Source organism: Pseudomonas pohangensis, from assembly GCF_900105995.1.
GTDB lineage: Bacteria > Pseudomonadota > Gammaproteobacteria > Pseudomonadales > Pseudomonadaceae > Aquipseudomonas > Aquipseudomonas pohangensis.
Window position 1 is genome coordinate 1,024,187 of record NZ_LT629785.1, and the last position, 20,834, is coordinate 1,045,020.

Here is a 20,834-nt window from a genome sequence, read left to right on the forward strand (position 1 = left end):
ATGTCGCTGAATTTTCCGTTGTTGCTGGTAATCGCCGTAGCGGTCAGCGGGCTGCTGGCGCTGGTCGACCTGCTGTTTTTTGCACCCCGCCGCAAGGCGGCAATTGCGGCCTATGGCAGCCAGGTAGCGGAACCGGATCAGGCCGTTGTTGATCGGCTGAACAAGGAGCCGGTACTGATCGAGTACGGCAAATCCTTTTTTCCGGTGCTGGCGATCGTGCTGGTGCTGCGCTCGTTCATTGTCGAGCCGTTCCAGATTCCTTCGGGGTCCATGCGACCGACCCTCGAGGTGGGCGATTTCATCCTGGTGAACAAATTCGCCTATGGCATCCGTTTGCCGGTGCTGGATACCAAAATCATCCCGATCGGTGACCCGCAGCGCGGTGACGTGATGGTGTTTCGTTACCCCAGCGATCCACAGGTCAATTACATCAAACGGGTAATTGGTCTGCCGGGTGATCGTATTCGCTACAGCAGCACCAAGCGCCTGTATATCAACGACAAGCTGGTTGCCGAGACCCTGCTCGGGCAGGAACCGGCCAGCCTGGGCACTGCGGAGCTGTTTACCGAGAAGCTGGGCAAGGTAGAGCACATGATTCGCAAGGAAATGGGCCGTTACCGCATGGAGCCGGGAAAGGAATGGGTGGTTCCTGCGGGGCACTATTTCATGATGGGCGACAACCGTGACAACTCCAATGACAGCCGTTACTGGAACGATCCGAAAATCCCGAAAGACCTGCTGGGCATGGTTCCCGACCAGAATATCGTTGGCAAGGCGTTTGCCATCTGGATGACCTGGCCCGATCCGAAGTTGAAAAATTTGCCAAGTTTTTCACGGGATCGGCTGATTCATTGAAACAATTACCGCCATGCGCGGGTGTAGGGGGTATACATTAAGCCTGCCGGTTTTCCGAAAATTCCAATAAAAAGCTGATCGAGGTCGACTATGAGCTTTGCAAAATCGCAGAAGGGTGCATCGGTACTGGGGATTATGGTGGTCCTGGCTCTGGTGGCTTTCTTTTTGAGTGCAGGCCTGAAGATGATGCCGCACTATCTGGATAACAATGCTCTGTCCGGGATTATCAAGAAAATTGAATCGGATAAGGCGGCAGATGTACGCACCATTGCCGATTTTTATACCTACGTTAAAAAGGGAATGACCATCAACGCCATTCGCGATCTGGATCTGGAAAAGGCTCTTGAGGTCAAAATCGAAAATAATGAGTTTCGGGCCCATCTGAAATACGAAAAGCGCGAGCCACTGATCCAGAACCTCGACCTGGTTGCCCGCTTCGACAAAGAATTCCGCGTGCGTATGCCGTGAGCTCCAGCCTAAGTCGTCTTGAGCGCAGGCTGGGCTATAGCTTTCGCGACCAGGAGCTGATGCTGCTGGCATTGACTCACCGCAGTTTCGCTGGACGCAACAACGAACGTCTCGAATTTCTCGGCGATGCGATTCTCAACTTCATTGCCGGTGAAGCGCTGTTCGAGCGTTTTCCGCAGGCCCGTGAGGGGCAGTTGTCGCGTTTGCGCGCGCGCCTGGTCAAGGGTGAAACCCTGGCGGTGCTGGCGCGCGGCTTTGAATTGGGCGATTTCTTGCGGCTGGGCTCGGGTGAGCTGAAAAGTGGCGGCTTTCGCCGCGAATCTATTCTGGCGGATGCCCTTGAGGCGCTGATTGGCGCCATCTATCTGGACCGCGGCATGGACGCTGCGCGCGAGCGGGTTTTGGCCTGGCTTGCCGATGAAATGAATGACCTTACCCTGATTGACACCAACAAGGATCCGAAAACGCGCCTGCAGGAATTTCTGCAATCGCGCGGCGGTGAGTTGCCCCACTACGAGGTGGTGGATATTCAGGGAGAACCGCATTGCCGGACTTTCTTCGTGCAGTGCTCGATTGACTTGCTGAGTGAAACAACCCAGGGGCAGGGCGCCAGCCGGCGGATTGCCGAACAAGTAGCTGCTGCTGCCGCGCTGACGGCGCTGGGGGTTGAAAACGGACGCGTGGAGAATGGACATGACTGATACACCGGTAAGCCGCTGCGGTTATGTGGCTATTGTCGGGCGGCCCAATGTGGGCAAGTCCACACTGCTCAACCATATTCTCGGGCAGAAGCTGGCAATTACTTCGCGCAAGCCGCAAACCACCCGGCACAACATGCTCGGCATCAAGACCGAGGGCGCGGTGCAGGCCATTTATGTCGACACGCCGGGCCTGCACAAGAACAACGACAAGGCGCTCAACCGGTTCATGAACAAGACCGCCAGCAGCGCCTTGAAAGACGTCGATGTGGTGATCTTCGTAGTCGATCGCACGCGCTGGACCGACGAGGACCAGCTGGTGCTTGAGCGTGTGCAGTATGTTGAAGGTCCGCTGATATTGGCAGTGAACAAGGCTGACCGTATCGAGGACAAGAGTGACCTGCTGCCGCATCTGGAATGGCTGGCGAGCCAGTTGCCGAATGCCCAGGTGGTACCGGTTTCCGCCTTGCAGGGGCACAATCTCGACACCCTGGAACGGCTGGTGGCCGAAAATCTGCCCGAGGGCGAGCATTTTTTCCCGGAAGACCAGATCACCGACCGCTCCAGCCGCTTCCTGGCAGCCGAGCTGGTGCGCGAGAAAATCATGCGCCAGCTGGGTGCCGAGTTGCCGTACCAGATCGCCGTGGAAATCGAGGAATTCAAGCTCGATGGGCGCATCCTGCACATTCATGCACTGATTCTGGTGGAACGTGAAGGGCAGAAGAAGATCATCATTGGCGACAAGGGCGAGCGCATCAAGCGTATTGGCCAGGAAGCGCGCAAGGACATGGAAAGCCTGTTCGACAACAAGGTCATGCTCAACCTGTGGGTCAAGGTCAAGGGTGGCTGGTCGGATGACGAGCGCGCCCTGCGCTCACTGGGTTATTCCGATCTCTGATCCTTCGAGGCTGCGGACTTACCATGCAGCATGCTTGCAGCCAGCCAGCCTACGTATTGCACAGCCGTGCCTACAAGGAAAGCAGTTCGCTGGTCGACCTGCTGACCCCGCAGGGGCGTACCCGTGCGGTGCTGCGCGGCGCACGGGGCAAGGCCGGCAGTCTGGTGCGGCCGTTCATTCCGCTGGAACTTGAACTGCGTGGCCGCAGCGAACTGAAAACGGTTGCCCGTCTGGAAGCGGCCGGTACCCCCAATATGCTGTCCGGCGATGCCTTGTTCAGCGGGCTGTACCTGAATGAATTGCTGATCCGCCTGTTACCCGCCGAAGATGCCCATCCGCTCCTGTTTGAACATTACGCCGCAACCTTGCCATTGCTGGCGGCCAGTCAGCCACTGGAACCGCTGCTGAGGGCGTTCGAGTGGTTGCTGTTGGGCGAGCTGGGCTATGGTTTTTCCCTGGCAGAGGACCTGACCGGCCAGCCGATAGAAGCGCAACGGCTGTACCGCCTGATCGCGGATGCCGGGCTGGAGCGGGTGGCAGAACTGCAGCCCGGGGTGTTTCAGGGCGCTGATTTGCTGGCGATGGCCGATACCCGGTGGACTACCCCCGGCGTATTGGCTGCCGCCAAGCGCCTGATGCGCCAGGCGCTGGCGCCCCATCTGGGCGGCCGGCCACTGGTCAGTCGCGAGTTGTTTCGCAAGTTCTGAGCAAGCCATGGCTGATCGGGTAAAGTGAACCCAATGAATTTTCTGGAGATCCTGTTGTGACAGATGCCAACCGTATTCTGCTGGGTGTGAATATCGACCATGTGGCGACCCTGCGCCAGGCGCGTGGCACGCGCTATCCGGACCCGGTCAAGGCGGCACTGGATGCCGAGGAGGCGGGCGCCGATGGCATTACCGTGCATTTGCGTGAAGACCGCCGGCATATTCAGGACCGCGATGTGTTGCTGCTCGGTCAGGTGTTGCAGACGCGGATGAACTTCGAAATGGGTGTGACCGAAGAAATGCTGGCGTTTGCCGAGCGCATTCGTCCGCCGCATGTCTGCCTGGTACCGGAAACTCGTCAGGAGCTGACCACCGAAGGCGGCCTGGATGTGGCCGGGCAGGAGGCACGTATCCGTGCCGCGGTCGAGCGTCTGGCACGCATCGGTTGCGAGGTTTCATTGTTTATTGATCCGGATGCGCGGCAGATCGAAGCGTCCAGGCGCGTTGGCGCGCCGGCGATCGAGCTGCATACCGGGCGTTATGCCGATGCACAGACACCGAGCGAGGCTGCCCGTGAGCTGGCGCGTATCCGCGAGGGCGTGGCCTGCGGGCTGGCCCATGGGCTGATCGTGAATGCCGGGCACGGCCTGCATTACCACAATGTCGAGCCGGTGGCGGCGATTGCCGGGATCAATGAACTGAATATCGGCCATGCGATAGTCGCGCACGCGCTGTTTGTCGGCTTCAAACCGGCGGTCGCCGAGATGAAGGCACTGATACTGGCGGCGGCTACACGCGGCTAGGGGCTTTTGTGGGAGTGGGCTTGCCCGCGAAGTTGCTGTTACCTTTCGCGGGCAAGCCCGCTCCCACAATCGCTCAGGCTGGCTTGCGCGCAATCAGCACGGCGCGGGTCGGTGCCGGCAATCCTTCGAGGGTGCGGCTGTGATCGGCCGGATCGAGAAAGTCCGGCAGCGACTGGAACTTCATCCAGTCGGTCGCGCGTTGTTCCTCGATGCTGGTACGGCTGACATCCACGCAACGGATATCGACAAAACCGGCGCGGCGCAGCCATAACTCCAGAGCTGGCACCGACGGCAGGAACCACACATTGCGCATCATCGCGTAACGGTCTTCGGGCACCAGTGCCTGCTGGGCATCCCCCTCGACCACCAGCGTCTCCAGCACCAGTTCGCCACCCTTGAGCAGGCAGTCCTTGAGTTCCAGCAGATGGTCGATCGGCGAGCGCCGGTGATACAGCACGCCCATGGAAAATACCGTGTCGAAGCCTTCCAGCTTGCCCGGCAGCTCTTCCAGTGCCAGTGGCAGGTGCCAGGCCGGCAGGTCGGGCAAGTAGCTCTTGGCCGCCAGGAACTGGCAGAGAAACAGCCAGTTCGGGTCGATACCTACCGCGCTGGCCGCCCCGGCGCCAAGCATGCGCCACAGGTAGTAGCCGTTGCCGCAGCCGACATCGAGGATGCGTTTGTTCTGCAGATCGAGGTGCGCTGCCACTCGCGCCCACTTCCAGTCCGAGCGCCATTCTGTATCGACATGTACGCCAAACAGATCAAACGGCCCCTTGCGCCATGGAATCAGGCCTTGCAGAGCGGCCAGCAGGGCAGCCTGCTGTGCCTGGCTGAGCGGGGCCTCAAGGGTGAAGCTGTCGCGCAGTTCGACCTTGCAGGCTGTCAGTTCCGGCAAAGCGTCAACGGCAGCCATCCAGCGCTGCAGATCACCGTGGCCCTTGGCCAGTTTGCGGTCGAGCTGGTTGGGCAGGTCGCTGGCCCAGTCGATCAGCGGGGTACCGGCCAGTTGTTGTTGCAAGGCGTCGAGATCGAGGCGGCGGATCATGGCGAGGGGCTCAGGGCAGGGCGATCAGGGAGGCAAAATTCAGGCATTGAAACCACGGTACCACCTTGCTGAATCCGGCGGCCTGCAGGCGTTCGCGGTGCTGTTCCAGGCTGTCCGGTTGCATCACGTTGTCCAGCGCCGTGCGTTTCTGGGCGATTTCCAGTTCGCTGTAGCCGTTGGCGCGCTTGAAGCCGATATGCAGGTTGGTGAGCAATTGCTGCTCGCCGGCATCGGCGAAACGCAATTTTTCCGAGAGAATCAGGGCGCCGCCGGGCAACAGGCTCTGGTGTATTCGTGTCAGCAAGGCCAGGCGCTGTTCGGGCGCAATGAATTGCAGGGTGAAATTCAGCGCCACCACCGAGCAGGGCTGGAAATCCAGGTCAAGGATGTCGCCCTCCTGCACCGTTGCCGGCAGTAACTCCTGGAACATCGAATCCTGGGCATGCAGGTACTCGTGGCAGCGCTCGACCATGGCCGCCGAGTTGTCCACCGCGATCACCCGGCAACCTGCGGCCTGCACATGCCGGCGCAAGGCCTGGGTAACCGCCCCCAGCGAGGAGCCGAGATCATAGAGAACAGAGTCTGGCCGGGCGAACTGCGCCGCCAGCACGCCGATATTCTCGACGATGGTCGGGTAACCGGGCACCGAACGCTTGATCATGTCCGGGAATACCCGCACCACGGCTTCGTTGAAGGTGAAGTCGCTGACTTGCGCTTGCGGCTGGGCGTAAATGCGGTCGTTGTCACTCACGAGGATGCTACCAGTGGAGGCAAGGCCGGCATTCTAGCGAAGTGAAGGTGTATGCCCAAATTATTGAGCAGGCCATGCCGATCCTTTGGTGCAGGGTGCGCTCGGATGTGCTTGTTGGGCAGGGCAGTGGTCACCGGAGTTCTGCTAGCATGCGGACATCCAGTGCCGTGCTTGCAACCGTTGCAGTTCATCCGAAGGAGTACCTATGGATCCCCATGTTTCATTGTTCGTCGGCATGTTCACCACGCTGCTGGCGATCATCAACCCGCTGGAAGCCATACCGGTTTTTCTCGGTCTGATGAAGGGTCGGGATGCCGCCGAGCAGCGCCGCACGGCCATCAAGGCCTGCACCTATGCGGTGTTGCTGATGTTCTTCTTCCTGTTCTTCGGCAACCTGTTGCTGCGTCTGTTCGAAGTGCCGATGAGCATGATTCGCGTGGTCGGCGGGGTGATCCTGATGCGCATAGGTTTCGAGCTGTTTGCGCCTTCGGACAGCGGTGGCATGATTCCCAAGAGCAACAAGCCGGGCGAGGATGTGTCCTTCATTCCGATGGCCATGCCGATCATGTTCGGACCGGGAGCGATCGCTACCGTGATGGGGCTGACCTCGACCATCAAGGATTCGGATCGCATAGTCCTGTCCTTTCTGGCCGTGGCCCTGGCGATTATCGGCGCGATGTTTGTTACCTGCCTGTCGCTGATCTATTCCAAAGCCATTCTGCAGAAGATTGGCCCGCAGGGCATTGATGCGGCGACACGCATCGTCGGTTTCTTTGTTGCCTCCATGGGTGTCGGCATGATCTGCCACGGCATAGTGGAGTTCCTGCAGTCGTATGGCTTGTTGCACGGCGGTATTGGCGCCCACTGAGGCGCCTGCGCGGCTTTTCCGCTATGTGCCGCGCAGCTGGATCAGCTGTTGCGGCGCATGGCCGATGCAGCAATGCCGAACTGGCCCAGCCAGTAGGTGATGATGATGGCGTATTTGGCTTCGTCGAACGGCTGCACGAAGCGGTTGACGCCGATCAGGCTGTCCGAGATGACAAACAGCAGGGCGCCAGCGGCCGCCAGCAGGGCCGAGTCGCGGGGTATGCCGCGCACTCCCAGCCGGGCAATGGCGCGCCAGAGCATGCAGCTGATAACCAGCGCATAGACGGCTACCGGCAGGAACAATGGCCCCAGGCCGTCAGGCGAGCTGTTGAGCATGCCAAGCATGCCGCCACCACAGAGCAGCGCAAACAGCAGGCCCACGGGTGCCAGCCGGCGGGTATCGCTGGTAAATGCGCGGATATAGGCCAGATGGCCGATCAGGAAAGAGCCCAGACCGAACACGAACTGGTTGGCCAGATGCTCTTGCGGTATGTCCAGCAGGATATCCCCGCCCAGACCGAACAGCAGCCCGAGACTGATCCAGCGCCGGTAGGTGCTTGCCGGTGCAGCGCCCAGCCAGAAAATCAGCGCAATCACCGGCAACCCCTTGGTCAGCAGGCGCAGTGTTGTCGAATCGATGTAAAGGCCGTAGATGAATATCAGGCCGGTGATCAGGGCCAGCAGCAGCCAACGCATTGGCAATCTCCGTCAGGCAGATGGGTGGGGTAAGTGTGCAGCAATCAGTCGACGCTGATCTCGCAGGCGAAGGTCTTGGCCGGGGCCACGCCCTGTTCCCAGGGGCGCTGGTATTGCATCAGCAAAGCGTCCTCGCCGGCCTGATAGGCCTTGAAGCGCCAGGTCGATTTGCCGCCACTGCCGACCATGCCGGCATCCTCGGGGTTGGTATAAACCTCGGGGCCCATGGATTTCAACACGCCGGCTGCGGGCTTGGTGACTATCCAGCGAAAGCCGGTGGTGGGATTGCTCGGCAGGCTGATCATCAGGGTCTGGCCGATATCCAGCTCCAGCGGGCAGTCGCTTTGCTGGTCTTCCTGAATCGTCACACTGGTTGGTTTGGCTGCGCAGGCTGTCAGCAGCATGCAGCCCAGTGCCACTGACAGGCGGGTATTTCGCACAGGTTTCATAACAAAGCTCCGGATGGCAAAGCAGAGCGCAAGCATAGCTGCAAGTTAAGGCGCAGGGCAGGGCGAGTTGGTACGCAACAGCGCGCCCGTGTGGCCAACTGCAGACAGGGTGTACGCCTGGTCGATCTCAGGTGTTGAAAAGTTCGGCGTTGAGCACAGTGTCTTTCGCGAAAATTTCTGCCTCCATGGCCCTGACTTCCTGCATATACGCCAGAGATGCGGGAGACAGCGAGCGATCGCGCAGATAGATGAAGCCATAACCTACCCGCAGCTTGAAATTACTGATGATTAATCTGTGTGCCCGACCTTCGCGCAGTGCCTGTTCCATGACTTTTAATGGCGCCATGACCAATGCATTGCTGTCTTTGAGGAATTCCCCCAGTTGCATGGGTACATTGAGTTCGATGGCCGGTATGAAATCACCGGTCAGGGGATCTATCGAGCCGGCCGCACTGTGCTCTGGCGGCAGATTGGCAGCCACGTGCGGTGGAAACCGCGTAGCCACCCAGGGGTACTGAACCAGTTCTTTCAGACTTATCCGTGCATTGCCGAGGATCGGGTGTTCCGGGCGGCAAAAGAAATAGCCGGAGTTCTGGTCAAGCGCTTCGGTGATGAACTGCTCGTCGCTGCGTATTGTGGTGATGTCGGCGATACCGAGGTCTACCTTGCGTAACAGCACGTGTTCGGCCACCTCGCGCCAGCTGGCGACGTGCACCGACAGGTCCAGGTCCGGATGTTTGGCGTGCAAGCGGGCGGCGCTGGCGAAGCCGGACAATATGCTCGGATAAGGGCCCAAAGCGACTTTCAGTGAGCCGGTCTCAAGCCCAGTCAGCATATCAATTTCACGGCGCAAATCGGCTTCAGCAGAAAGTGCCGCCTGGCTATGCCGCAGCACCAGCTGACCAAACAGCGTCGGTATTACTTCGCCATGCTTGCGCTCGAGCAGTGTCACGCCGACTTCCGCTTCCAGTGCCTGAATGCTCTTGCTCAGCGCGGGTTGCGAAATATTCAGTGCATGGGCTGCCCGGCCAAAGTGGGCGTGGTTGACCAGTGCCAGTAAGTGCTGAAGGCGGCGTGGCGTGAGCATAATAACCTTTTAGTTATCGTTTTAATAAAAAGAGATATTTCCATGAATTGTTAAACTTTACTACTGTGCTCAGGTAACAAGGCTCAATGTACTTGAGTTCAACACCTGACTTCCTCGCACGCACGGAGCAAACGATGAAAAAACTAATGTGTTCAGTGGCACTTGCCGCGACCACTGCACTTGGCGCCATCACTCCGGTGTTAGCGGCTACCGAAACGAAACCCAACATCCTGTTCATCATGGGCGACGATATCGGCATCATGAACGTCGGTGCCTACCATCAGGGCCTGATGGTTGGCGAGACGCCGAACATTGACCGGCTGGCAAAGGAGGGTACGCGATTCATGACCGCTTACGCGGAGCAGAGTTGCACCGCCGGGCGTACAGCGTTCTCCACCGGTATGAACCCGATGCGCGCGGGCATGATCATGCCCCAGTTGCCAGGCTCTACCACGTCCCTGCTGCCGGGCACCCCGGCAATCGGCAAGTTCCTGCTTGACCAGGGCTATACCACCGGCGAGTTCGGCAAGAACCACCTCGGTGACAAGACCGACTCGCTGCCTACCGCTCATGGTTTTCAGGAGTTCTGGGGCTACCTGTATCACCTCGACGCGATGCAGGGCGTGAGTTTCCCGGACATCAACAAGTCGCCGACTGAACAGGGTGTTGTGCCGCCCTGCAAAAACACGCCGGTTCCTGGCCTTGCCGAAGTTCCGGGTGCTGTAGACCCGAAAACTACCCTGTGCATGACCCCGCCACGGCCGGTTATCGCTTGCAAATCTTCGGATGGCACGGCGAAAAACCAGAGCTGCAAAGACCAGGGTCCATTGACGCTGGAGCGTTCGAAGACCGTGGATGAGGAGATTTCGGCCAAGGTCATCGACTTCCTCGACCGCAACGATCCGAAGGATACCAACAAGCCGTTCTTCGTCTGGTACAACCCGGCGCGCATGCACGTTACCACCATGCTGTCGCCCAAGTACCAGGCGATGCTGGGTGAAGAGGGCGGCAAGGACTGGGGCATCAATGAAGTCGGCATGAAGCAGATGGACGACAACATTGGTCTGGTACTGAAAAAGCTGGAAGACATGGGCCAGCTCGACAATACGCTGGTGGTCTTTACCACCGATAACGGCGCGGAAGTGATCACCTATCCGGATGGCGGTGTCACGCCGTTCCGCGGCGGCAAGCTGACCACCTGGGAAGGCGGTATGCGCGTACCAATGATCGCCAGGTGGCCTGGGCATATCAAACCGGGCCTCAATGACCAGATTTTCTCGATGCTCGACTGGTTGCCTACTCTGGTTGACATCGCTGGCGGCCCCAAGGGTGACGAGCTGAACAAGCAGATTCAGGCCGGCAAGTACCCTGGCATTCTCAAAACCAAACTGGATGGGGTTAATCAGCGCGCCTATCTGGAAGGCAAGGCCGACTCCGCACGTGACACGCTGTTCTATTACAGCGGTACGCATCCTTCGGCTGTGCGCTACAAGAACTGGAAGTTCTACTACGCGATGGCCGCTTCGGATGCCGAAGGCGGATTGCTCGGCGTCCAGAGCTATCACTGGACACAGGTAAACAACATCAAGCGCGATCCGTTTGAGATTTCAGTGGGTGGTGGTTCTACGCTTCTGGGAACCGGCGGCGCGCTGGCTGCACCGAGCACTGCCTACATCTACGACTGGAACCTGCTGCCCATCGGGCAGATGCTGTGGATGAAGGAACTGATGAGCTACAAGGAATTCCCGGCTCTACAGACTCCGTCGAGCTACAACCTCGATCAGATCATTACTGAAATGAGCGAGTCGAAGCTCGGCAGCCACGCTGGCGAGTAACGGTTGTCTTGGTTAACGTGAAGTAATGAAACGGACGGCCTGTAAAGGTCGTCCGTTTTTTATGTGATCAGCGCGGTTTGAGCTGCGTTTCTGCATATCTATCCGACACACCATGTGCTGCGTTTAAAAGGAGAAAGCCATGCGAAATCAATTCTTTTCCAAATTCTCGTCGGCTCTGGCGCTCGGCGTGTTGCTTGCATTCGGCGGCCAGGCCCAGGCGCAGACCGACCCGCTGCCCTCGTGGAACGAAGGTGCAACCAAGCAGGCAATCGTTGATTTTGTAAAAGTCACCACGACTGAAGGCAGCGAGCAGTTTGTGCCGCCGGCCGAACGCATCGCCACCTTTGATCAGGACGGCACCCTGTGGGTCGAGCAGCCGATGTATTCGCAGGTGATGTACATCCTCGAAAGCGTGCCGGCACTGGTCAAGGCCAAGCCGGAACTGGCCAAGGAAACGCCATTCTCGACAGTGCTGGAAGTGCTCAAGGGCGATCACGCGGCGATCAAGAAGCTGACCGAGAAGGACCTGTTCAAACTGCTGGCTGCCACCTCGACCGGTATGTCGGAAGAAGCTTTCAGCGCCGAGGCGAAGAAGTGGCTTGCGGCTGCCAGGGACCCGCGCTGGAAGCGGCCCTATACCGAGCTGACCTACCTGCCGATGCAGGAGTTACTGGCCTATCTGCGCGCCAATGGCTACAAGACCTATATCGTCACCGGTGGTGGTCAGGATTTCGTGCGCACCTATGCCGAGAAGGTCTATGGCATACCACCGGAGCAGGTGGTGGGTTCTGCCCTCGATACCAAGTACACCTACGGCACCGATGGCAAGCCGCTGTTGATCAAAGAGCCCAAGTTGCTGCTTAACAACAACAATGACGGCAAGGCGAAGGACATCAATCTGATGATCGGCCGCCGTCCGTTCGCAGCCTTCGGTAACTCCACCGGTGACCAGCAGATGCTCGAGTACACCAAGGCCGGTGACGGTGCGCGCTTGTCAGTCCTGCTGCTGCATGACGATGCCAAGCGCGAATACGCCTACGGGCCGGCGCAAGGCCTGCCGGCGACCAAGGTCGGTGAGTTCACCCAGCCACTCTACGATGAGGCGGTGAAGCAGGGCTGGACAGTGATCAGCATGAAGAACGACTGGAATCAGGTGTTCTCTTTCGAGCCCTGATAGCAGCACCGGCCGGCGCTGACAGACCGGCTCAGACCGAGCCGGTCTGCTCCAGCCACTGGCGGTAGCGGCGGGTCAGGCGCTGGATGCGCAGGCGATCGAGAATCAGCGAGAGTAGTGGCGAGGCCTGAGGCTTGCTGTTGCGGCGCGTGCCAAGCCGACGCAGTTGGCGTTTGATGACTGCCATGGTGGCCAGAGCTGCCAGCGTCTTGTCCGACCAGCTTACCGCCGGCATGCTGGCTTGCGTATCTTCGCCGGCTTGCCAGCGCGCCGGCAGGTCGGGCTCCAGGGTCAGTGCGGTGGCCATGCCGGCCATGGCGACGCCCTCGGCAATGACCTGTTCGGCCACGGCGCGCCGGTGGATGCCGCCGGTGGTCATCAGCGGCATGCGTGCTTGCTGCGTCAGGCTGCTGGCAAATTCAAGAAAGTACGCTTCGCGCGCGAGAGTCCGGCCATCGGCTGTACGCCCCTGCATGGCCGGGCTTTCGTAGCTGCCGCCAGAGAGTTCGAGCAGATCCACCGGCAATTCGTTGAGTAGTTTGAGCGTGGCCAGCGCATCGGCAGCGTCGAAACCGCCGCGCTGGAAGTCGGCCGAGTTGAGTTTGACCGCCACGGCAAAACCGGCTGAGACCCGCGAACGTATGGCGCGGATCACTTCGCAGAGTAGCCGCGCACGGTTTTCCAGCGAGCCCCCCCAGCGGTCATTGCGCTGGTTGCTCAACGGCGAAAGGAATTGCGAGAGCAGATAGCCGTGCGCGGCATGAATCTGCACGCCATTGAAGCCGGCCTGTTCGGCCATCCGGGCGGAAGTGGCGAAGCGTTCGATCAGCTCGGCAATCTGGTCTTCGTCCATGGCTTTGGGAGTGGCGAACAGGTGCGAGTGCTTGCCCATGTCCAGCGCTACCGCAGAGGGTGCCCAGCAGTTGCCACCCATGCTGGCAAATACCTGACGGCCCGGATGGTTGAGCTGCATCCACACCTGCGCCCCGCCTTCCTGTGCGGCTTTGGCCCACTGGCTGAAGGGCTCCAGCGGCGTGCCCTGTTGCAGTACCACACCGCCGGGACCGGTCATGGCGCGGCCATCAACCATCACATTGCCGGTGATGAGCAAGCCGGCACCGCCCCGGGCCCAGCGGCGGTAGAGGCCGATCAGCGTCGTGCCGGGCAGCTGGCCGGGCTCCGACATGTTTTCTTCCATGGCCGCCTTGCCCAACCGGTTGGGAATGACGGCGCCGCAAGGCAGTGCCAGTGGCGTGAACAGGGCAGATCGGGACATGCAGATAATTCCGTTTTGGCTGGAGATGAATCTATCGTAAGCTTGAAGTCAGCTTTAAGGTCAAGCGCGGAGAACAGCATGCGAATCGGTGAACTGGCAGGTTTGAGTGGCGTGGCGGCCTCGACCTTGCGATTTTATGAGGCCAATGGCCTGCTTCCGGCGCCGCGCAGGGCCGGTAATGGCTACCGCGATTACCCGCCGGAAACCCTCGAACGTGTCGGGCTGATCCGGCTGGCGCAGAGTCTCGGCTTCAACCTCGAACAGATCCGCAAGGTACTTTCCAGCCATGGCAGCGAAGGCTCCCACGCCATGATCGTGCAGGGCTTGCAGGGTCGCCTGGCAGAAATCGAACAATTGCAACGCAAGCTGAACGAACAGCAGCTGGCCATTCGCGAGATGCTTGATGACATGCAGAACAATCCCGGCACGGGCAATTGCCTGCGTCTGGCCAAGGTGATTGGTAGCACGGCGCAGCAGCGAGTGCCGGGCAGCTAGTCAGCCGGTTACACCTTGTCCGCAGGTTCCCGGGTGTGGTGCCTGCGCGCCATCCATTGATAGCAACAGGAGTTGCCTGCTGGTGAACACACAAGACCCGTTACACGGAATTACTCTGGAAGCCCTGCTTACCGAACTGGTCGCCCGCTATGGTTGGGACGGACTGGCGCGGCAGGTGGATGTACGCTGTTTCAAGAACGATCCGAGCATCAAGTCGAGCCTGTCGTTCCTGCGCAAAACACCCTGGGCGCGGCAAAAGGTCGAGGCAATGTTTGTGCAGATGCGGCGCGACACTTGAGCACTATTGCGTAGGGGGGCTTCAGCCCGTCGATTCGGATTCTCGAGCGAAATACTGGGCTGAAGCCCACCCTGCGTATGCCTTGCATACCTTTTCGACGGGTTTTCTAGCGTGCTTTTCCCTGAAATAGTTGCACCCGCTGCTCCGGCGTCAGCGTGCCGGCAATCCCGATCAGCATCTGCTGCCGCAGGTCCTGCATCTTCTCCTGGATTTCACGCTGCCCGGCAAAGGCGGCCTGCAGTTGTCCGGTATCCAGTTGCGGAGCCTGCATCAGTTGCTCGATGGCCTGGCGTTGCTCGCGGGAAGCCTTGACCAGCGCCTGCATTTGCGGGGCCAGTTCGCGCATTTTTTCGCGGATCTGCTGGCGTTGTTCATCCGGCAGTTTCTGCATGCGCCCCATGAGATGTTTCAACCTTGGCCCGCCGGGATCACCCTGCATCTGCGCAAAGCCGGAATGATGTGCCGAGCGCGTCAACAGCCAGCTGCCGAGAAAGACATTAGCGGCCAGTGACAGTAGCAGGGCGCCAGCGAGCAGCCGGGATTTGTTCATAGGTCCTCCGTGTACAGGGCGCTGTCGAGCATCTGTGCACTGATCAGCAGTTCAGTATTGTCAGTGGCTGCTTGCCACTGCCCGGCAAACACACCGAGCACGCCGCACAGAGCCAGACTGGCCAGTTTGAACTGCCAGGCATAAGTGAATTCGTTCAGGGCCCGTTGCCAGCGCTGCTGCCAGCCTGTCTGTTGCGTCTGAAGGGTGGCCTGGCGCACGATTTGCGCCGCCAGATCCTCGCGCGGCAGCGGCCGCGGACTGGCCAGCAATTGCCTGACAAGCGGATCATCGGCGTTATTCATGGGCGCTCCTCCCGGTGTCGGTGCAGCCAGATACGTAGTTGCTTGCGTGCACGCACCAGCAAGCCCTCGACAGCCTTGACATGCAGGCCCATGACTGCAGCCGCCTGGCTATTGCTGTGCTCTTCGAAATAGCACAGCACCACGGCCATGCGCTGTTGTGCCGGCAGCCGTTGCAGGGCCTGATCGATGTCAGCGGCCTGCTGTTGCTGGCCATAGATGCTGGCACCGCCGGGTGCCGGGTCGGGCAGTTCGGCCAGTAGCGCTTCGCCATCATTGACCTGCCGGCGCGCCGTCTGACGACGGCCGTGATCCAGGCTGGCATTCACCAGAATGCGCCCCAGCCAGCTGGAAAAGCTGCCGCGTCGGGGCTTCCAGTCGCGGGCGTGGGTCCAGACTCTGGTGAAGGCTTCCTGCGCTACATCTTCGGCGTCTGCTGATTGCCCCAGTACGCGGAAGGCAATGGCATAGGCGCGCGGCAGATGCCGTTCGACCAGCATGGCAAAGGCCTGCTGGTCGCCCTCACAGACGCGGGCCATCAAGGCTTCGTCAGTCGGGTTTGCGGTCATCAATCAGCGGGGCTTTACTGTGGCGCGTCCTGTCCACCCATCTGGCCCTTGTGCTGTTGCTTCCATTTGGCTCTCATCTGCTGGCGTTCTTCCGCAGTGATCTGCCCGTCGCCGTTGGCATCCATTTTGGCGAAACGCTTCTCGCAGTTGGCCATGAACTCTTCCTTGGAAATGTTGCCATCGCCATTGGTGTCCACTTCCTTCATGTGTTGCTGCATTTTTTGTTGCATCTGCCCTTTCATCTGGCCATTCATGGGCATTTGACCGGGCGCTGGAGCTGTTGTGTCGCTGGCAGCCATGGCCAGACTGCTGGCACTCAGGACAAGGCTCAGGGCGATCAATTTTTTCATGGCGTTCATGCTGTTTCCTCGGTTGTTCAAGCGGAATGCTCAATACATATACGTAGCCGCCGAGCATTCCCCTGCGTTTATTTTCACATTACGTAGTGGCCGCGAAAGTGTCGGCACGGGCCATGTCCCACATGCGTTGGTAAAACTCGTACTGGATTTTTCCATCCAGCATCTCGCCCGGAGTGAGGAATACATGCACCTGCGCATAATTGCGCACTTCGGTATCACTGATACGGCGCACCAGATGGTGCGGCTTGAGCTGTTCGGGATGTTCAAGCCCTGCCGAAGCCAGCATTTCCGCCAGTGCGTGGAGGGTGTTGTGGTGGAAGTTGTAAACCCGGTCGCCTTTGTCTTCCACGACCAGAGCGCGCTGGCGCAGTGGATCCTGGGTGGCTACGCCGGTAGGACACTGGTTGGTATGACAGGCCTGGCTCTGGATACAGCCGATGGCGAACATGAAACCGCGTGCCGAGTTGGTCCAGTCGGCACCCATGGCCAGTACGCTGATAATGTCGAAGGCGCTGATGATCTTGCCGCTGACCCCCAACCGGATGTGCTCTCGCAGATTCAGTCCGACCAGGGTGTTTTGCACGAACAGCAGCGCTTCACGCAAGGGCACGCCAAGATGGTCACTGAACTCCGATGGGGCTGCGCCGGTGCCACCCTCGGTGCCATCAATGACGATGAAGTCGGGCATGATGCCGGTTTCCAGCATGGCCTTGGCGATAGCCGTGAATTCCCATGGATGACCGATGCACAGCTTGAAACCGACCGGTTTGCCGCCAGACAGTTCGCGCAACCTGGCGATGAACTGCAGCAGTTCGATGGGGGTACTGAAGGTGCTGTGGGACGAGGGCGATATACAGTCCTGACCCATCGGTATGCCGCGGGTTGCGGAAATTTCCTGGCTGATCTTGTGTTTCGGCAGTATCCCGCCATGGCCGGGCTTGGCGCCCTGACTGAGCTTGATCTCGATCATCTTTACTTCGGGGCGCCTGGCCTGCTCGGCAAAACGTTCCGGGTTGAAGTGGCCATCGGCGGTGCGGCAACCGAAGTAGCCGCTGCCGATCTCCCAGACCAGATCGCCACCGTATTCCAGATGGTAAGGGCTGATACTGCCCTCGCCGGTGTCGTGGTAGAAACCGCCCAGTTTGGCGCCTTTGTTGAGTGCCCGGATCGCATTGGCGCTGAGCGAGCCGAAGCTCATTGCCGAGATATTCATTACCGAGACGTCATACGGCTGCGTGCAGGCCGGGCCGCCAACACGCACCCGAAAGGTTGCGGGATCCGCGAGTTTTGCCGGCACCATGGTATGGGTCATGAACTCATAGCCGTGCTGGTAAACATCGAGCAGCGTGCCAAAGGCCTTGTCCGAGTTCTCCTTCTTGGCCCGGGCATAGACCATCGAGCGTTGCGCGCGCGAAAACGGCAAAGCTTCGCGGTCGCCTTCGATCAGGTACTGGCGAATTTCCGGGCGGATGCTTTCCACCAGATAGCGGATATTGCCGATCACCGGATAGTTGCGGCGGACTGCATGGCGTTTTTGCAGCAGGTCGAAGATGCCGACCAGGCTGAGTACCGCAGTTATCAGGTTCATCAACCATAGGCGCGGGATGGTGATGCCGAAAGGCAAGTGGAGCGGCACATCCATGACTACATAGGGCAGGGTGGCCAGAGTGAACAGGACACAGAAGACGAATACCGTATAACGGAGAAGCAGCGACAGGCTCATAGAGGCTCCGGTGTACCGATTGGGAAAGCTGGGACAAGTGCTGAGCGTAGTCTGGCAGGCTGGCGGAAACCAGCATTGCTTTACAGGTCAGGCACCTGTTTGCCTGGAGTGCATGGCGAACCAGTCATTCGCCAGACTTGCCAGTAGATCGGGCTGCTCCTTGGGAATCCAGTGCCCGCAATTCTCGATACGCTGGTAGCGCCACGGCGCATCCATCTGTTTCTCCGAATCGCGCATCTGTGCTTCGGTGAGAAACCGGTCCTGACTGCTCCAGATTCCCAGCGTCGGGCGACTGCAGCGTGGCCAGTCGCTCAATACCACCGGCAGCAGATTGGCCCGGTACCAGTTGAGCCCGGCAGTCAGCCGGCCCGGGCGTGACATGCGCCGGATGTTCTCTGCGCTATCCGGCTCATTACCCAGCCAGCGCGCCAGGCCGCCGCGCTTGAGCAGATACCATTCAGCCACACCGCGCAGCTGAAACCACAGGGTGTACAGGCCCTTGCCCAGCTTCTGCTGCAGGCCGGCCCGCCCGTAGCTGCGCAGATGACCGACCGATACGGCCACCAGTGCGCGGACGCTTTGCGGGTAATAGAGGGCAAAGGCCCAGCCGATTGCCGAACCCCAGTCATGGCCCATGACGTATACCGGCTCGCGGATTCCCAGCTGTTCGAGTACAGCAGGAATGTCATCGACGAGCTGGCGGATGCGGTATTGATCAACGCCCTGCGGTATATCGCTCTCGCCGCAGCCGCGCTGATCGAGGGCGATGACCCGGTAGCCGGCCGCCAGCAGCAGCGGCGTTACCTTCGACCAGATGTGCAGGTCATCGGGGAAACCATGCAGTAGCAGCAGCGGTGCCCCGACGCCCTGATCAGATACACGGAAGGTCAGGCCACGGGTCCTGACCCTGAGCAAGCCGTCAGCATTGGCAGTTTGCAAACGGCGTACTCCAGTGCCGGGGTAAATAGTGCAAAGGTTATTTTGCCGCTTTCATGCTGAGGATCAGATCGGCATTGGTCTTCTTCAGGATGCTTTCGGCGCCACTGCTGTATTTCGCCGGATCAGCGGTAACACTGAAATCGCGGCTCTGGTTGGTACCGCCACCTAGCAACGCGCTGGCAGCGTTGACGGTGGTTTCCAGTGCGACCATGCCGCCAGAGGTGGTATTGGTGATTTCGCCGAACGGCTCCGGTGAGGCGATCGGCTGGCCCAGTTTTACCGAGCCATTGGTGGTGCTGAAGGTGCCGCCCTGGCCGCCGATCAGGATGATGCCACTGCCGGGAGTAACCGAGAGTGCCTGCCCGACCTCCACTGCGGAGAAGCTGGCAAAAGCGCCTGTCTCGCTTTTATTGGAAGAAAAATCCAGGTTGTACATGACTGAAATGATTGGCAGTTTGTTCTTGTCGGCAAAGCCCGAGGCGGCCATGTCCGGGGTATTGAAGTTGAAGCCGTTTCCCTGACCGGTCTCGCCCATGAAAAAGTACAGCTTGCCGATGGACTCGGGTGCCACATAGGTCACGGTGTTGTCGCTGCCGAAGAAGGACGCCTCTTCGGTGAACGGCGAGGCTTTGCTGGCGGATTTTTCGAACTCGCTGCTGGCCAGTTGTCCACGGTCGGCGACTTCGTAACCGGCTGCTTGCAACTGGGCAAGCAGATCCTGATAAGCCTTGTCGGTGATGCTCTGCATGACGGCCGGGGTTATGCCATGCAGTTCCATCATTGCGCTGGAGTTGCCGCCGACACCACTACCGGCTTTTGCATGCTCTTTTTTGGTGGTGATGAAGCCGACCTTGAACGAGCCAATCACCAGTTTCTTTACCCCGACGAAGGCTTTACCGCCTTCAACCTTGACGGCGTCATGGGTAAACATGCCGAAAGGGCCGGAGGCTTGCTCTGCGGGTTTGATGACCTCATTGGTGGACGTCACCGAACAGGCAGCAAGGGACGTCAGTGCGATGGCGGCAGTCAGGACTTTGATGGCATTCATGCGGTTTTCCTTGTTTTTTTCTGAATTGTTAGAGCCGGGGTCGATTATAGGTAGACTTTTGCGGGTTTCCAGCCCCCGGCGCCGGGTGATTCGGCAGGCGTGTCCCGGCTCTGATTGCAGCGCCCGGAGCAGGATGATTTCATACGCGCCTGATCTTCAGTGAGTCCGCTTATGGCTAACCTGCGTCGTCTGTTATTGCTGGGATTCCTGGCTCTGGCTGTACCGGCCCAGGCAGCTGCCTTTCGCGTGGTTACCGAAGAGTGGGCCCCCTACAACTTCCAGCAAGACGGTCAGCCGGCAGGCTTTTCCGTGGAGTTGCTGCAAGCGGCACTCAAGCTGCTTGGGGAGCATCCGCGCATCGAGTTCATGCCGTGGAATCGTGCCTACAAAACCGCGCTGGAACAGCCTGATGTGCTGATCTTCAGCATTGCCTGCACCCGTGAGCGGGAACAGCTGTTCAAGTGGGTAGCGCCGGTCTTGCCGCGCAAGATGTATCTGTACCGGCTGGCCAGTCGCCAGGATATCGATTTGCAGTCGATCGAGGATGCCAAGCGCTGGCAGGTTGGCAGTAATGCCGAGCAGGATGCCTCGACCCGGGATCTGCTACGGCTTGGTTTCGTGCAGGGCAAAAATCTGCAACTGATCACCGGCAAGGATGTGCAGAACCTGCACAAGTTGCAGCTGGGCCGCATTGATCTACTGGCATCTAGCCAATTGCAGATGGCTGCCGCCGCCCGCGAGGCCGGTTATCCACTGATGGACTTCGTGCCGACCCTGTTGCTCTCGGGTGAAGGTGAGGATTATTACTTTGCCTTCAGCCTGGGTACTCCGGATAGCCGGGTGGCGGCCTTGCGTGAGGCGTTCGAGCGCTTGCATGCCAATGGAACCTATGCAGCGTTGCTGGAGAAATATACCCGTTGAAGTCATCGGCTGGCGGCGCAGGTT

At 59.5% G+C, this 20,834-nt stretch carries 25 protein-coding genes; 12 read left to right on the forward strand and 13 right to left on the reverse strand.

Going from position 1 to position 20,834, the window contains the following annotated elements:
* From lepB to pdxJ, 6 genes are all read left to right on the forward strand, one after another.
* On the forward strand, nucleotides 1-855 hold the full coding sequence (gene lepB, locus BLT89_RS04765) for a signal peptidase I (protein WP_090193349.1): 855 nt from the start codon (nucleotides 1-3) through the stop codon (nucleotides 853-855).
* A gap of 90 nt (nucleotides 856-945) precedes the next feature.
* On the forward strand, nucleotides 946-1,323 hold the full coding sequence (locus tag BLT89_RS04770; protein ID WP_090193350.1) for a DUF4845 domain-containing protein: 378 nt from the start codon (nucleotides 946-948) through the stop codon (nucleotides 1,321-1,323).
* Nucleotides 1,320-2,024, forward strand: a complete 705-nt coding sequence (gene rnc, locus BLT89_RS04775; protein WP_090193351.1) for a ribonuclease III — start codon at nucleotides 1,320-1,322, stop codon at nucleotides 2,022-2,024. Before BLT89_RS04770 ends, rnc begins: the two co-directional genes overlap by 4 nt.
* Entirely contained in the window at nucleotides 2,017-2,919 is a 903-nt protein-coding gene (gene era, locus BLT89_RS04780) for a GTPase Era (RefSeq protein ID WP_090193352.1), read from the forward strand. The genes rnc and era overlap by 8 nt, the downstream gene beginning before the upstream one ends.
* A gap of 23 nt (nucleotides 2,920-2,942) precedes the next feature.
* Nucleotides 2,943-3,626 (forward strand): DNA repair protein RecO, encoded by a 684-nt coding sequence (gene recO / locus BLT89_RS04785; protein ID WP_090193353.1) that lies wholly within the window; start codon nucleotides 2,943-2,945, stop codon nucleotides 3,624-3,626.
* A gap of 56 nt (nucleotides 3,627-3,682) precedes the next feature.
* Complete coding sequence (pdxJ, locus tag BLT89_RS04790) at nucleotides 3,683-4,429, forward strand: pyridoxine 5'-phosphate synthase (protein WP_090193354.1); 747 nt, start codon at nucleotides 3,683-3,685, stop codon at nucleotides 4,427-4,429.
* Between the two features lie 73 nt (nucleotides 4,430-4,502).
* Here the strand turns inward: pdxJ and cmoB are convergent, their stop codons facing one another.
* Both cmoB and cmoA read right to left on the reverse strand, forming a co-directional pair.
* A complete protein-coding gene (gene cmoB, locus BLT89_RS04795) occupies nucleotides 4,503-5,474 on the reverse strand; it encodes a tRNA 5-methoxyuridine(34)/uridine 5-oxyacetic acid(34) synthase CmoB (RefSeq protein WP_090193355.1) in 972 nt (323 codons plus the stop codon).
* A gap of 10 nt (nucleotides 5,475-5,484) precedes the next feature.
* Entirely contained in the window at nucleotides 5,485-6,225 is a 741-nt protein-coding gene (gene cmoA / locus BLT89_RS04800; protein ID WP_090193356.1) for a carboxy-S-adenosyl-L-methionine synthase CmoA, read from the reverse strand.
* A gap of 205 nt (nucleotides 6,226-6,430) precedes the next feature.
* Between cmoA and BLT89_RS04805 the strand changes: the two genes are divergently transcribed.
* On the forward strand, nucleotides 6,431-7,093 hold the full coding sequence (locus BLT89_RS04805; protein WP_090193357.1) for a MarC family protein: 663 nt from the start codon (nucleotides 6,431-6,433) through the stop codon (nucleotides 7,091-7,093).
* A 41-nt stretch (nucleotides 7,094-7,134) separates the two neighbouring features.
* Here the strand turns inward: BLT89_RS04805 and BLT89_RS04810 are convergent, their stop codons facing one another.
* From BLT89_RS04810 to BLT89_RS04820, 3 genes are all read right to left on the reverse strand, one after another.
* Nucleotides 7,135-7,788, reverse strand: coding sequence for a lysoplasmalogenase (locus tag BLT89_RS04810; RefSeq protein ID WP_090193358.1), 654 nt, complete (start codon nucleotides 7,786-7,788; stop codon nucleotides 7,135-7,137).
* 44 nt (nucleotides 7,789-7,832) lie between these two features.
* On the reverse strand, nucleotides 7,833-8,237 hold the full coding sequence (locus tag BLT89_RS04815; RefSeq protein WP_090193359.1) for a protease inhibitor I42 family protein: 405 nt from the start codon (nucleotides 8,235-8,237) through the stop codon (nucleotides 7,833-7,835).
* Between the two features lie 127 nt (nucleotides 8,238-8,364).
* Complete coding sequence (locus tag BLT89_RS04820) at nucleotides 8,365-9,324, reverse strand: LysR family transcriptional regulator (protein WP_090193360.1); 960 nt, start codon at nucleotides 9,322-9,324, stop codon at nucleotides 8,365-8,367.
* Nucleotides 9,325-9,458: 134 nt separating this feature from the next.
* On the opposite strand from BLT89_RS04820, the gene BLT89_RS04825 reads away from it, so the two are divergent.
* Nucleotides 9,459-11,159, forward strand: coding sequence for an arylsulfatase (locus BLT89_RS04825; protein ID WP_090193361.1), 1,701 nt, complete (start codon nucleotides 9,459-9,461; stop codon nucleotides 11,157-11,159).
* Nucleotides 11,160-11,298: 139 nt separating this feature from the next.
* Complete coding sequence (locus tag BLT89_RS04830; protein ID WP_090193362.1) at nucleotides 11,299-12,333, forward strand: HAD family hydrolase; 1,035 nt, start codon at nucleotides 11,299-11,301, stop codon at nucleotides 12,331-12,333.
* A 31-nt stretch (nucleotides 12,334-12,364) separates the two neighbouring features.
* Here the strand turns inward: BLT89_RS04830 and BLT89_RS04835 are convergent, their stop codons facing one another.
* A complete protein-coding gene (locus BLT89_RS04835) occupies nucleotides 12,365-13,609 on the reverse strand; it encodes an NADH:flavin oxidoreductase/NADH oxidase family protein (protein ID WP_090193363.1) in 1,245 nt (414 codons plus the stop codon).
* Nucleotides 13,610-13,687: 78 nt separating this feature from the next.
* Here BLT89_RS04835 and BLT89_RS04840 point away from each other — a divergent pair, with 78 nt between their 5' ends.
* Entirely contained in the window at nucleotides 13,688-14,104 is a 417-nt protein-coding gene (locus BLT89_RS04840) for a MerR family transcriptional regulator (RefSeq protein ID WP_090193364.1), read from the forward strand.
* Nucleotides 14,105-14,180: 76 nt separating this feature from the next.
* Complete coding sequence (locus BLT89_RS04845) at nucleotides 14,181-14,402, forward strand: VF530 family protein (RefSeq protein ID WP_408003065.1); 222 nt, start codon at nucleotides 14,181-14,183, stop codon at nucleotides 14,400-14,402.
* A 106-nt stretch (nucleotides 14,403-14,508) separates the two neighbouring features.
* Here BLT89_RS04845 and BLT89_RS04850 read toward each other — a convergent pair whose 3' ends face one another.
* From BLT89_RS04850 to BLT89_RS04880, 7 genes are all read right to left on the reverse strand, one after another.
* Nucleotides 14,509-14,952, reverse strand: a complete 444-nt coding sequence (locus BLT89_RS04850) for a periplasmic heavy metal sensor (RefSeq protein ID WP_090193365.1) — start codon at nucleotides 14,950-14,952, stop codon at nucleotides 14,509-14,511.
* Nucleotides 14,949-15,254 (reverse strand): hypothetical protein, encoded by a 306-nt coding sequence (locus BLT89_RS04855; RefSeq protein WP_090193366.1) that lies wholly within the window; start codon nucleotides 15,252-15,254, stop codon nucleotides 14,949-14,951. The genes BLT89_RS04850 and BLT89_RS04855 overlap by 4 nt, the downstream gene beginning before the upstream one ends.
* Nucleotides 15,251-15,790 (reverse strand): sigma-70 family RNA polymerase sigma factor, encoded by a 540-nt coding sequence (locus BLT89_RS04860; RefSeq protein ID WP_157718792.1) that lies wholly within the window; start codon nucleotides 15,788-15,790, stop codon nucleotides 15,251-15,253. Before BLT89_RS04860 ends, BLT89_RS04855 begins: the two co-directional genes overlap by 4 nt.
* Before the next feature lie 44 nt (nucleotides 15,791-15,834).
* Nucleotides 15,835-16,179 carry an EF-hand domain-containing protein gene (locus BLT89_RS04865; protein WP_090193368.1) on the reverse strand — a complete coding sequence of 115 codons (345 nt, stop codon included), beginning with the start codon at nucleotides 16,177-16,179 and terminating at the stop codon, nucleotides 15,835-15,837.
* 79 nt (nucleotides 16,180-16,258) lie between these two features.
* Complete coding sequence (locus BLT89_RS04870; protein ID WP_090193369.1) at nucleotides 16,259-17,902, reverse strand: FMN-binding glutamate synthase family protein; 1,644 nt, start codon at nucleotides 17,900-17,902, stop codon at nucleotides 16,259-16,261.
* Nucleotides 17,903-17,989: 87 nt separating this feature from the next.
* Complete coding sequence (locus BLT89_RS04875; protein WP_157718793.1) at nucleotides 17,990-18,841, reverse strand: alpha/beta fold hydrolase; 852 nt, start codon at nucleotides 18,839-18,841, stop codon at nucleotides 17,990-17,992.
* 37 nt (nucleotides 18,842-18,878) lie between these two features.
* Nucleotides 18,879-19,889 (reverse strand): hypothetical protein, encoded by a 1,011-nt coding sequence (locus BLT89_RS04880; RefSeq protein WP_090193371.1) that lies wholly within the window; start codon nucleotides 19,887-19,889, stop codon nucleotides 18,879-18,881.
* A 171-nt stretch (nucleotides 19,890-20,060) separates the two neighbouring features.
* Here BLT89_RS04880 and BLT89_RS04885 point away from each other — a divergent pair, with 171 nt between their 5' ends.
* Nucleotides 20,061-20,810: a substrate-binding periplasmic protein gene (locus BLT89_RS04885; RefSeq protein WP_090193372.1), complete on the forward strand. Its 750-nt coding sequence runs from the start codon at nucleotides 20,061-20,063 to the stop codon at nucleotides 20,808-20,810.
* The last annotated feature ends 24 nt before the right edge of the window (nucleotides 20,811-20,834 follow it).